Genomic DNA, 11,985 nt, shown 5'->3' with positions numbered 1-11,985 from the left:
ATCCGCCCGTACCGGGCACCTGAAAACGACTACCGTTAACCTACCCGTTCCCCTGGGTTAAGGCGGGGGTTGATTGCTTGGAATTACCGGCGAAACCGGGTTGGGAGGCTCGGAAAGGACTCTCGCGAGCTAATGGAACGGCGGCTACTCACGGGTTAGTGTCTGTAAACACATCATTCGCACGTGTGAAGGGCATACCATGACCACCCCCAACTCTGATGCCTCCCAGCAGGGAGACTCGCAACCAGGCAACTACCAACGGTACGACGCTTATCCGGCCGCCGATCAGTATCGGCCCGGTCGCGCACCCGGTGACGACCAGGGCGGCTACCGGCAACCTGGCTCCCAGCCGGGCGTTCCCGTGGGACCCGGCCAAGCCATCAAGCGGTTCTACAAGAAGTACGCCCAGTTCTCCGGGCGCGCCAGCCGTTCCGAGTACTGGTGGATTGCGCTCTTCATGTTCCTGGTCTACGCCCTGTTCACGGTGCTCATCAGCACGGTCGGCAGCGAGGTGGTGAGCAGCAATACGGTCTCATCCGCCACGTCCTACTCATACTCGGCGAGGAGTGAACCCAACGGATTGGGGATCTTCTTGTCGCTGCTGTTCCTCGTGTTCCTGTTGGCCCACATCATTCCAAGCATTGCGCTCGCCGTCCGGCGCCTGCATGACGTGAACATGTCCGGATTCCTGTACTTGCTGTCTCTGATTCCGTTCCTCGGACCGCTCATTTTGCTGGTCTTCTACGTGCTGCCGCCGAACCCGGCCGGAGCGCGGTTCGACCGGTGAGTTGATTCACTGTGAACGTCGAGGGCCGCCGATGCGAAAGGATCGGCGGCCCTCGGTCTGTCCCGTCCCGTACCCTCTATGGGTGCCCTATCCCGCTGAACTCCCCGCCCGGCCCGACGATCACGACGACGCTCCGCCCGCCGGTTCCCGCTACCAACACCTGGACAGCACCGCCGTCCGCGAATCCACGGCAGCCCTGCAGAAGCGGGTTTATTCGCGCTTTCCGGACCGCGGTCTGTGGGAGGTGTGCGGAGAACTGCTGGGACTCGTCGATGAAGTCACCAGTGGTGGCGGCATCAGTCGACGTCGCATTCGGCTTGCCCGGCTGCTCTCCCGCTTGGGGATCATCACGGTGCTCGCGATTTTCGGTGGCGCGATTGTGCTTGCTGCCGTCAGTATCTGGCAGACACCGGATTCGTTGGGCCCGGTGGACTGGCTCCCGCTGCTGGAAACCGTGGTCAACAACCTGGTGTTCGCGGGCATTGCCATTTTCTTCCTGGTGGCGATCCCGGAACGATTGGAACGCGCCCGCGTGCTGCGTCTGGTTCATCGTCTGCGCTCGTTGGCGCACGTGATCGACATGCACCAGCTCACCAAGGTGCCGGAGCGGCTCCAGCGTGGTTCCCGGGCCGACGGCGGGTTGGACCTCACCCGTGAACAGCTCGCCCACTACTTCGACTACTGCACGGAAATGCTCTCACTCGTGGGAAAGACGGCCGCGCTCTTCGCGGAGGACACCACCGACGGTGACGTGCTCGATGCGGTCGAGGGCATCGAGACCCTCACCTCCGACATGGCCCGAAAGGTGTGGCAGAAGATCGCAATCATCCAGGCGCAGGGATTCTGATCCCGGCCCGCGGCAATGGTTTACATGAACCCGATGACGCGACCAATGATCGCGAGGATCACGAACACGGCCACGAGGACGGCGAGCACTACCACCGTGATTTTTCCCTTGGAACGGTCACCGGGGCGGTCGACATCCAGCTCGTTGTTGGTGTCCCCCACACCCAGACCCTCGGCGGGCGGAGTATCTCCCTCGATGCTGTACCCCGAATCCTCGTTGGTTGCAGCGGCCAGCTGCTCACGGTCGGGACGCGGGTTCTGGGGATTGATGTCTGACATGTGGGCCTGCTTTCCGTAATGGGGGGGGTGGGAAGTCACAAGTCCCGTTAAGAAAGCATACTTGCCACGTGCTCCGATGGAGCGGGTGCGCGGTGGGAGCGTCTCGGGAGCCCAGCGGCCCACAATGCGGCCGCGATCAACAGCGGCTGGCCGAACAGCCGCGCGAGGCGTTTACCATCCGTGTCCAGGCCGAAGGCATCCGTTCCTTCCACGTATTGCGCGATGTTGCCGGGGAACACCGCCACGAAGAACACGGCCAGGGCAACGCCGGTGATCAAGCGGTACCTGGGGAGCGCGATCAACGCGGCACCCAGGGCGATTTCGACCACGCCGGAGTCCAGCACCACCAGGTCGTGATCAATGGGCAGCCACGATGGAACTTGTGCCTGGAACTCCTCGCGGGCAAAGGTCAGGTGCGCGATGCCCGCGAACAGCATGAAGATGCCCAAGACGACTCGGGTGATCGTCCGGGAGCGCTCGCGGGCGGGGCGACGTCGGGGAGAAGACATGTAGCGAATCTACTTCGAATGGCAGGGGAGCGGATGTGCGGTGACCTCGGCTCGGGAGCCGGCAGGAGCGGCGTCGGGCGGCGCGTCCTCGCTGAGAACGAGACCGCGCCGCCCGGCTCGGAACGAGAGGCTTACTCGTTGGTGACGCGCAGCTCGACCTCAATGTTGCCGCGGGTTGCGCGGGAGTAGGGGCACACCTGGTGAGCCTGCTCAACCAGCTCCCGGGCTTCGTCTTCGGGCAGGTTCGGGATGACGGCTTCGAGGACCACTGAGAGGCCGAAGCCCTCGCCCTCCTTGCCGATGGACACCTGGGCTCCCACGGCGGAGTCGCCCAGGTCCTTCTTCGCGGACTTGGCCACCAGCTGCAAGGCCGAGTGGAAGCACGCGGCGTAACCGGCGGCGAACAGCTGCTCGGGATTGTTGCCGTTACCGCTGCCGCCCATTTCCTTGGGCGGGGCCAGGTCAACGGAAATGGTGTCGTCGCTGGTGCGGACGTGACCGGAGCGGCCGTCGCCGGTGCTCAAGGCTTCTGCGGTGTACATCGGTTCCATGGTGTCTCCTTCGTGAGTAATGATGACACAACTATATTGCGCACAATCTAAATGTGTCCAGGGTTCTTGCTAGAATTCAGGTGTGACCGCCTCGTCCTCTCCACTGGATCTCGACAACCAGCTGTGCTTCGCCCTGTACCGCGCCAGCCATGCCGTGGTGCGCGCCTACAAGAGCGAGCTCGACCAATTAGGCCTGACATACCCGCAGTACCTGGTCATGCTCGCGTTGTGGCAGACGGACGAGCCGCAGGGCGTTGGTCAACTCGGCGACCTCCTCGGCCTGGACAGCGGCACGCTCACTCCCGTGCTGCGCCGGCTTGAACAGCGGGGCCTGGTGGTGCGGCACCGCGACGAACACGACGAACGACGTCGCCTGATCGAGCTCTCCGATGCCGGTCGAGATCTCCGCGTACTCGCCGAAAAGGTCCCCGCAAAGATTGCCGCTCGATTCCCCCTGCAGGGGCAGGACTACCACCTGCTGATGGCGCAGCTCGGAGACATCGCGCAGGCTTTCGGCAACGACCGCTGACCGTTCCACAATGTCCGCGGTGGCGGACGGGCGCTTCCCGGCCCCGGATGAGAGGCTTGACGCATGACTCACCACGTACTTCTGGCCGGTTGCGGTGATGTGGGCACGGCCCTGGGGCAGCGCCTTGTGGAGCGCGGTTGGCACGCCACGGGGGTACGACGCCGCCCCGACCAGCTTCCCGCGGAGATTTCACCTGTCGCTCTGGACCTGACAAACCCTGGAACCGCTGCGCTGCCGCCGACTGATGCCGTGGTCATTACGTTGACCGCGGACGGGCGCGACGTTGCTGCCTATGAACGTACGTATCTGGGTGCGTTGCGGGGCCTGCATCGAGCGCTGAGTTCCGATGGGAGCGCGCCCCAGCGCATGGTGCTGGTGTCCTCGACCGGGGTGCTGGGCGGCGGCGACGGAGAGATTGTCACGGAGGCGACCCCACCGTCCCCCGCTCGAGACACTGCCCGCGTATTGTTGGCGGCCGAGGAGTTGGCGGCGGAACTGTTCCCCGGCGTGATCATCGTGCGGCCGGCGGGGATCTACGGACCCGGGCGCGCGTCGCTGATCGATCGCGTGCGCCGCGGCGAGGCGCTGACTCACAACCGGATGACCAATCGAATCCACCGGGACGATCTGGTGACTGTGCTGCAAACCGTGCTCGAGTCTCCCGAACCGCCCGCGTTGGTGCATGCCGTGGATACCGAGCCCGCTGTCTTGGGCGATGTCGCAACGCACATTGCCGGATTGCTGGGTGTGCCCGTGCCGGCCGACAGCTCATCGTCCGCCGATAACGCGCCGCGCGGCAAGGTGTTGGACAGTTCTCTCATGCAGGAATTCGTAGGGGCGCTGCGCTATCCGACCTACCGCGAGGGATATGCCGCCCTGCTTTCGACCGAGGAATCCTCGTGACCGTGCACTGGCTGCTGCCGATCAACCCGGCGGCGCACCTGGAGTTCCAACCGGCGGACTGGCTGACCCGTTCCGATGCCACCGCTGTGTGGGAGGCCATCGGGCGCTCCCAGCGGGCGGATCGGTGGTGTCTGCGCAGCGGCTATCGCAGCATGCGATCCGGTGATCTGATCTGGGCGTACCTGTCCAAGCGGCAGGAGGTGTGCGCCGTAGGCCCGGTCAGATCGGTGTCCGAAGAGGCCCATGGCTGGTATGTATACGTCGACTGGGATATGAATCGAACGGCTCGGTTATGTCGCGAGCCGATCCCGCGTGCAGAGTTCGGGCAGGTGCCGATGTCCACGTGTCGGGCGAACGAGGCAACGGGGACTGTGCTGGCAGAGGCCTATGAGTTCCTGTCCTCCCAGGCCTGAATGCACGAGAGCTGGGCGAGATTATGGGCCGTGTCAGGGCCCTTGGTTATTCCGCTGTCCACCCCTGTCTCATCGACTGGACGACCGCAGCCGCGATGCGACCCACGGCAGCATGGGCCAGGGGCTGTTGTTGGGCGGAGCGTGCGGAGCGCGTCATCACGCTGATCACCACCGGCGGCTCCCCGGGGTGGGTGACCGCCCCTGCCTCATGGCGGTACGGCCCCCAGGTGCCGGTCTTACCCGCAACTTCCACGCCGTCATAGTCGAACCCACTTGCCAACCGATGTCGAAAGAGCTGCTGCCCGAGGACGCTCCGCAACCAGGAGCAGAGCTCCGGAGTCGCGAGCCGACCGGTCCATAAGCGCTCCAGAATGACGCGTAGGTCGGAAGCGGAGGTGACGCTGAAAAGTTGCAGGTCGGTCTTCTCCGAGGTGAAAACTCCCAATTCACTGGGCCAAAGATCATCACCACTGCTCAGGTCCACGCGGGAGATGTCCTGCCGACCGGTATCGACAATGCTCGAGGCAGCGGCGCCCCAGGCGTTCAGCTTCTCCTGAATGTACTCGGCCTCGAGATCGGACCAGATCCAGTGAGCGGCCGTGTTGTCCGAGACGATCAGCATGGAACGCACCAAATCCCGGTAGCTGAGTTCCACCGGATCATCGGCGAGTGAGAGTCCCGTCGGCCCGTCCCGGCGGGCATGTTCATCGATCAGAACCCGGCGATGTGGATCCGCTATCCCTTCCGCGACCGCCTCCAGCCAAGCGGCCGCCAGGATGAGCTTGTACGTCGATCCTGCGGTCCAGGGGACATCGGCGCGCACGTCGAACCGGGCGCCGGTACCAAGGTGACGGGCGCTGACGGTGAACTCGACGGCGGCGTCGTCGGCGATCTGTTCCAGTGAGTCCTCGAGCCAGGTCATGAGCGATCCTGCTGGTTGAACACCATGGTGAAGGCTTCCGCCCACCCGGCGTCCTCCCGGATGGTGGGCTGAACAATGAGTTGAAATCCAATATGTAGCAGGGCGGAATCAACGCGCCGACTTGTCCATCCGGGAACCTCGCGGCCCAGGTTGAGTACGCACCCGCCACGGGCGATGACGTTGAACGCGGCCACATCGTTCTCGACCTCGGTGAGGACTGCGGTGACCCCGGCGCGCCGCATACTGTCCTGGACTTCATGCGAGACGGCCGTGTTCCAGCGCCGCGGTGAGACAGCCAATTCGGTCCCCGCCGCCGAGCGCAATTGCCCGGCCGTGGTGATGGCACCGCCGTGCTGAGTTGTCCACAGCATCACTTGCGCTGCAGCGCCAACCAGCGGCTTCACGCCGGTAAGCAGGGCTGGGGTAATGACGACGCCGGCGGCCAGCGCTCCCGCACGCACGTCCGTCACGCATTGGGTGCTCGAGAGGCGTAGGGCCGTGACCGGCTGCAGCCGTTGGATCAGCGCAAGAGCTAGCTCCTGGGGCACCTCATGGGCGATCCCCAGCAGGGGCACCGCCCGATCGCGGGTGGCCACGAAATCCTGCTCGGCCCTGATCAGGGTGCGAGCTCGCCGCACAGCCGTCTCGCCATCTCGGGAAAGACTTACCCCGGAGCCGGATCGGATGAACAGTTGGCATCCCAGTACGGTTTCAAGCTGCCGGATGGCTTGCGAGAGGGCGGGTTGGCTCATTCCAAGATGCTCCGCAGCGCGACCGAAATGCAGGTGTTCACTCACGGCCACGAAACACGTGGCAAGACGTGTCACATTGACCGCCATGATAACTCCCTGCTTATGGACTTTGGGTACTCATCATATTGGACCTATGGCGATTGCGAGTCCTAGGTTCAAAGGCATGGAATCCACCAACCGACGAACGTTCCTCATCTGGTCCGGGCTGGGAGTGGCAAGCGTGTCAGCCGCGGTGCTGACGTCTTGTTCCCCGGGGCGTTCGGAGAGCCCCCGGGACGTTGCGGAGCGGCTGGCTACGGCCCTGCATCAAGGAGATATCGCCGGGGTTCCCCTAGTGTCCGCGCCCTCGGGCACGGGTGCGTTCCTTGCCGAACGGATGAAAGGGTCGCTGCGCCCAAACGTGGAAGTGCGGGAGATCGATGAACGCGATGATGCAGCCACCGCCCGCATCGGTTTCACCTGGCCGTCCACCGATCCCCAGCAGACTTGGACCTATGAGTCCCAGGCCCAGCTGGCGAAAAGTGACGGACAATGGCGGGTGCGGTGGGAGGACTCAATCCTGCACCCTGGCCTCGAGGAAGGGCAGGGGCTTGCTCTGGCCACCCTCCCGGGTGAGCGCGCGCAGATACTCGACCAGAACGGCGTCGCCCTGGTGTCGGACCAGCAAGTGCACCTGCCCGGGATCAATAAGGAGGGCCTCACCGATGACCAGGCCGCGGCGTCCGCCCGCAAGCTTGCCGCTGTGCTCGACATCGACCCCAAGGGCTACCAGGAGAAAGTCGCGGCGTACGGTCCCCAAGCATTCGTGGACGCCCTCACGTTACGGCGGTCGGACTTCCTCGAGTTGGACGCGGCCGCGCTGAAGACCATTGACGGCTACATGGTTCTGACTGACACCATGCCGCTGTCTCTGCAGCGGGGCTTTGCCGGTGCTGTACTGGGGGCAGTGCGTCACCCCACCGCAGAAGACGTCGAGAGTAAAGGCGAGGAGATCAAGGATGTCGAGTGGATCGGCGCGGGAGGGCTACAGGAGGCCTTCGACGAGAAACTTCGCGCGGCGCCGTCGTTGCGAGTGACGATCCGAGAACTGGACGGCTCTGCGCCGCCGGTCTCTACGGGACCGCTGTGGGAGCAGAAGGCCCCGGCCAAGAGTCCTTTGAAGACGACACTTGATGTCGCTTTGCAGAAAGCTGCCGAGGAAATCATCAAGGATACGGCGAGCCCCAGCGCGATCGTTGCGGTGCGGCCCTCGACGGGTGACATTTTAGCGGTGGCTTCCGGGCCGGACGGGAATTCATACCCCACGGCCACGGTGGGCCAGTACGCGCCGGGGTCCACGTTCAAAATTGCGACGTCGCTGGCGTTGCTGCGCCACGGCGCGTCACCCGAATCGACCGTGCAGTGTTCCGAATCCATCACCGTGGACGGACAGACGTTCAAGAACGCCGGAACTTATTTGCCGGACCACCTGGGCGATATATCCCTTCGGGAGGCGATCGCGCAGAGTTGCAATACCGCGTTGATCGACAAGCACGATTCCGTGAGCCAAAGCGACCTGGCATCCGCGGGGGAGGCTCTCGGTATCGGGGCGGACTGGGATCTGGGCATTCCCGCGTATTCCGGCAATATTCCGCGTGATGATGCGGGGACCGAACATGCGGCGTCGATGATCGGCCAAGGCAGGATTCAGACCTCTCCACTGGGCATGGCGGTTTTTGCCGCGAGCGTGGTTCGAGGGCGCGCCGTGTGTCCGCAGCTGGTGCCTGAAGAGAAGCCCGCCCGAGAGCTGCCGACAAATTTGACCGACCAAGAAGCCACGCAGTTGAGAGACCTGATGCGAGCCGTTGTCACTGAGGGACACCTTGACCTACTGAACAACCACCCGGGAGGCGAGGTCTTGGGTAAGACAGGCACGGCGGAGTTCGGTCAACCGGACCCCGACCGGGGCGGATTCCCCCGGACACACTCGTGGGTAATCGTGGCGCAGGGTGATCTTGCGTTCTCCGTGTTCGTGGAGGACGGCGACTACGGCTCGGTCACGGGCGCGCCGCTGGCCAAAAAGTTCTTGGATGCAGCGTATGAGGCGGGCAGTCACGTGCCGGCCCCCTGAACCGGGAGTCAGGCGGCGAACAACGCTGAACGAACGGCGGCTTCGAACCCTTCCACGTGATGGCGGGCCAGCGCGGAGGCCTGGTCCTCGTGACCGTCGATGATTTCCTGCAGCAACTGAATGTGCTCCTGGACGTGCTCGGCGAGACGCGGCAACCGGTCGATCACCATGCACCAGATGCGGGTGGCCAGGTTGTTGTAACGGATCAGGGTGTCTTCGAGATAAGGATTGCCCGCGGCCCGGTAAACGGCCCGGTGCACCATGGAATCGCACGTCAAGATGTCCGTAACGCTGGCGTGCTCGATATCGAAGTTGCGGAGCTGCTCCTGCAAACTTGCCAGCTCCGACCGCGTAGCCGCAGACGCCACGCGCGCGGCCCGAGAAGCCGCCATCGGCTCCAATTGCATCCTGATTTCCGAGACGTAGACCAGATCGGTGATTTCCACCCGCGTGGCAAACGTCCCCCGCTTGGGGTAACTCACCACCAGCTTGTCGGCCTCGAGTCGTTTCAGGGCCTCGCGCACCGGTGTCCGGCCCATGCCCAGACCCTCGGCCAGGGCGGCGTCGTTCAATGGATCGCCGGGACGGATGTCGAGGGTGAGTAGTTGTTGGCGTAGCGCCTCGTAGGCCGTATCGGCCAGCGAGGTTCGCTGGGGTGTCGATTGCTCCGCCCCGATAATGCTCACGTCCACGGGACCTCCCACATTGATTTTCAGTGCACCCTTGACCGACGAACGCGTCTTATCTACGCTACATGAAACTCTAGTATATAAGTTGTTCAGCTCAGGTGTACATGTGCCTGGACCATTTACCGGACTCCCGACAATTCACCGCTTCCACACCGCACCCATCCCAGGAGAAGCACATGTCCACACCGCGCATTGTCATCATCGGAGCCGGGATCGTCGGGGCCAACCTGGCGGACGAGCTGGTGGCCCGGGGCTGGAACAACATCACGGTCCTTGATCAAGGCCCCCTGAACATGCCCGGCGGGTCCACCTCCCACGCGCCGGGCTTGGTGTTCCAGACCAACCCCTCCAAGACCATGAGCGAGTTCGCGGACTACACGGTGACCAAGCTCAAGTCACTCCAGAAGGACGGCACCTCGTGCTTCAACCAGGTAGGCGGACTGGAGGTTGCCACCACCGAAACCCGCTGGGCGGATCTGCATCGCAAGCACGGCTATGCGACCTCCTGGGGAATCAACGGCCGGTTGCTGGACTCCGCCGAATGCAAAACGCTCTACCCGCTCATCAATGAGGACCTCGTCCTGGGCGGGCTCCACGTCCCCAGCGACGGCCTGGCGCTCGCGGCCCGCGCGGTCCAATTACTGATCGAGCGCACCTCCGAGGCCGGGGTCACCTACCGCGGTTGCACCGAGGTGGTGGACGTGGAACAGTCCGGCGGCCGGGTCACGGGCGTGCGCACCGCGGAGGACGTCCTGCCGGCGGACATCGTGATTTCTTGCGCGGGATTCTGGGGCCCCAAGGTCGGACGGCTGGTGGGCATGGACGTGCCCCTGCTTCCGCTGGCCCACCAGTACGTGAAAACCGCTCCCGTCCCGGACCTCGAGGGCCGCAACGAACACCCCAACGGGGCGGGCCTGCCGATCCTGCGCTTCCAGGACCAGGACCTCTACTACCGCGAACACGGCGACCGGTACGGCATCGGCTCCTACGCCCACCGACCCATGCCGGTGGACCCCGATGACCTGGGGAGCTATGCACCGCAGGACATCAACGAGAAGCACATGCCCTCGCGTTTGGAGTTCACCCCGGAGGACTTCATGCCCTCGTGGGAGGCCTCACGGGACCTGCTGCCCGGGCTGCGCGACAGTGAGATCGAGGACGGGTTCAACGGCATCTTTTCCTTCACCCCGGACGGCGGCCCCCTCATGGGGGAGTCCTCCGAGGTCGATGGCTTCTACATTGCGGAGGCCGTGTGGGTCACCCATTCGGCCGGCGTGGCCAAAGCCATGGCCGAACTCATCACCACGGGTCGCTCCGAAACGAACCTGGGCGAGTGCGACGTGAACCGCTTCGAGGAGGTGCAGCTCAGCCCCTCCTACGTGAGCGAAACCTCGCAGCAGAACTTCGTGGAAATCTACGACGTGCTCCACCCGCTGCAACCTCGGCTGTCCCCGCGGGACCTGCGGGTCACCCCGTTCCACGCGCGTCACAAGGCGCTGGGAGCCTACTTCCTGGAATCCGGCGGGTGGGAGCGCCCCTACTGGTTCGAGTCCAACGCCCGTCTGCTCAAGGAACTGCCCACCGAGTGGCGTCCGCCGGCCCGGGACGCGTGGTCGCAAATGTTCCACTCGCCCATTGCCGCCGTGGAAGCGTGGAAAACCCGCACCGCAGTGGCCATGTACGACATGACGCCGCTCAAACGCCTGGAGGTCTCCGGCCCCGGCGCGTTGGCCCTCCTGCAGCGACTGAGCACCAACAACCTGAACAAGAAGCCCGGCGCGGTGACCTACACCCTGCTCTTGGATGAGCAGGGCGGGATTCGCAGCGACATCACGGTCGCACGATTGGGAGAGCAACTGTTCCAGGTCGGGGCGAACGGCAATATCGACCTGGCCTACCTCACGCGCGAGGCCAAGGCCCAGACCGACGGCGCTGCGCCCGGTGGGTGGGTCCAGGTCCGGGATACCACCGGCGGTACGTGCTGCATCGGCCTGTGGGGGCCGCTGGCCCGCGAGGTGGTCACTTCCGTGAGCGACGACGACTTCTCCAACGAGGCCCTGCGGTACTTCCGCGCCACGAAGGCGCGCATCGGCGGCGTTCCGGTGACCGCCATGCGGCTGTCCTACGTGGGAGAACTGGGGTGGGAGATCTACACGAGCGCGGACAACGGCCAGCGGTTGTGGGATGTGCTGTGGGAAGCGGGTCAACCGCACGGAATCATTCCGGCGGGGCGGGCAGCGTTCGCGTCCCTGCGACTGGAAAAGGGTTACCGTGCGTGGGGCACGGACATGACCACCGAACACAATCCCTACGAGGCCGGGGTGTCGTTCGCCGTCAGGAACGACAAGGGAGACTTTGTCGGTAAGGACGCCCTGGAGGGTCTCACCGAGGAGACCGTGGACCGTCGGCTGCGGTGCCTGGTCATCAACCGGACGCAGTCCATCGTGCTGGGTAAGGAACCGGTGTTCCACAACGGCGAACCCGCCGGGTACGTCACTAGCGCCGCCTATGGCTTCACGCTCGGCAAGCCCATTGCCTATTCGTACTTGCCGTCCTCGGTGCAGCTCGGAGATGAGGTGGAGATCGAGTACTTCGGCGCCCGCATCCCCGCGACCGTCACGGCGGATCCGCTCTTCGACCCGGAGATGACCCGGCTGCGCGGCTGATGAATACCATGACCGAATTCGCATCCCAG

13 protein-coding genes are annotated in these 11,985 nt (G+C 64.3%); 7 read left to right on the top strand and 6 right to left on the bottom strand.

Features of this window, described 5'->3' with window-relative positions; translation table 11 throughout:
* Positions 1-199: 199 nt before the first annotated feature.
* Together ABEA06_RS08270 and ABEA06_RS08265 are read left to right on the top strand one after the other, a co-directional pair.
* Positions 200-787, top strand: a complete 588-nt coding sequence (locus tag ABEA06_RS08270) for a DUF805 domain-containing protein (protein ID WP_312397698.1) — start codon at positions 200-202, stop codon at positions 785-787.
* An 82-nt stretch (positions 788-869) separates the two neighbouring features.
* Entirely contained in the window at positions 870-1,634 is a 765-nt protein-coding gene (locus tag ABEA06_RS08265; RefSeq protein WP_303383830.1) for a hypothetical protein, read from the top strand.
* 20 nt (positions 1,635-1,654) lie between these two features.
* Here ABEA06_RS08265 and ABEA06_RS08260 read toward each other — a convergent pair whose 3' ends face one another.
* The 3 genes from ABEA06_RS08260 to ABEA06_RS08250 all read right to left on the bottom strand — a co-directional run bounded on the left by ABEA06_RS08260 (position 1,655) and on the right by ABEA06_RS08250 (position 2,972).
* The gene (locus ABEA06_RS08260) at positions 1,655-1,912 is read right to left on the bottom strand and encodes a DUF6480 family protein (protein WP_345311162.1); all 258 of its coding nucleotides are present in this window, start codon (positions 1,910-1,912) and stop codon (positions 1,655-1,657) included.
* Positions 1,913-1,959: 47 nt separating this feature from the next.
* Complete coding sequence (locus tag ABEA06_RS08255) at positions 1,960-2,421, bottom strand: DoxX family protein (protein WP_303382778.1); 462 nt, start codon at positions 2,419-2,421, stop codon at positions 1,960-1,962.
* A gap of 131 nt (positions 2,422-2,552) precedes the next feature.
* Complete coding sequence (locus ABEA06_RS08250) at positions 2,553-2,972, bottom strand: organic hydroperoxide resistance protein (protein WP_303382777.1); 420 nt, start codon at positions 2,970-2,972, stop codon at positions 2,553-2,555.
* Between the two features lie 82 nt (positions 2,973-3,054).
* On the opposite strand from ABEA06_RS08250, the gene ABEA06_RS08245 reads away from it, so the two are divergent.
* From ABEA06_RS08245 to ABEA06_RS08235, 3 genes are all read left to right on the top strand, one after another.
* On the top strand, positions 3,055-3,501 hold the full coding sequence (locus ABEA06_RS08245; RefSeq protein WP_345311161.1) for a MarR family winged helix-turn-helix transcriptional regulator: 447 nt from the start codon (positions 3,055-3,057) through the stop codon (positions 3,499-3,501).
* Positions 3,502-3,564: 63 nt separating this feature from the next.
* The gene (locus ABEA06_RS08240; protein ID WP_345311160.1) at positions 3,565-4,404 is read left to right on the top strand and encodes an NAD(P)H-binding protein; all 840 of its coding nucleotides are present in this window, start codon (positions 3,565-3,567) and stop codon (positions 4,402-4,404) included.
* Positions 4,401-4,817, top strand: a complete 417-nt coding sequence (locus ABEA06_RS08235; protein ID WP_345311159.1) for a hypothetical protein — start codon at positions 4,401-4,403, stop codon at positions 4,815-4,817. Before ABEA06_RS08240 ends, ABEA06_RS08235 begins: the two co-directional genes overlap by 4 nt.
* Before the next feature lie 46 nt (positions 4,818-4,863).
* On the opposite strand, the gene ABEA06_RS08230 is transcribed toward ABEA06_RS08235, so the two are convergent.
* Both ABEA06_RS08230 and ABEA06_RS08225 read right to left on the bottom strand, forming a co-directional pair.
* Positions 4,864-5,739 carry a serine hydrolase gene (locus ABEA06_RS08230; protein WP_345311158.1) on the bottom strand — a complete coding sequence of 292 codons (876 nt, stop codon included), beginning with the start codon at positions 5,737-5,739 and terminating at the stop codon, positions 4,864-4,866.
* A complete protein-coding gene (locus tag ABEA06_RS08225; protein WP_345311157.1) occupies positions 5,736-6,578 on the bottom strand; it encodes a LysR family transcriptional regulator in 843 nt (280 codons plus the stop codon). Before ABEA06_RS08225 ends, ABEA06_RS08230 begins: the two co-directional genes overlap by 4 nt.
* A 76-nt stretch (positions 6,579-6,654) precedes the next feature.
* Between ABEA06_RS08225 and ABEA06_RS08220 the strand changes: the two genes are divergently transcribed.
* Positions 6,655-8,601: a penicillin-binding transpeptidase domain-containing protein gene (locus tag ABEA06_RS08220; RefSeq protein ID WP_345311156.1), complete on the top strand. Its 1,947-nt coding sequence runs from the start codon at positions 6,655-6,657 to the stop codon at positions 8,599-8,601.
* A gap of 8 nt (positions 8,602-8,609) precedes the next feature.
* On the opposite strand, the gene ABEA06_RS08215 is transcribed toward ABEA06_RS08220, so the two are convergent.
* Entirely contained in the window at positions 8,610-9,293 is a 684-nt protein-coding gene (locus tag ABEA06_RS08215; RefSeq protein ID WP_425559510.1) for a GntR family transcriptional regulator, read from the bottom strand.
* Between the two features lie 173 nt (positions 9,294-9,466).
* On the opposite strand from ABEA06_RS08215, the gene ABEA06_RS08210 reads away from it, so the two are divergent.
* The gene (locus ABEA06_RS08210; protein ID WP_345311155.1) at positions 9,467-11,956 is read left to right on the top strand and encodes a GcvT family protein; all 2,490 of its coding nucleotides are present in this window, start codon (positions 9,467-9,469) and stop codon (positions 11,954-11,956) included.
* Positions 11,957-11,985 lie beyond the last annotated feature (29 nt).

The organism is Kocuria gwangalliensis (assembly GCF_039544365.1).
In the GTDB taxonomy this organism is placed as follows: Bacteria; Actinomycetota; Actinomycetes; order Actinomycetales; family Micrococcaceae; genus Kocuria; species Kocuria gwangalliensis.
Note: the sequence above shows the minus strand (reverse complement) of the source record. Positions and strands in the feature narration are given on the sequence as shown.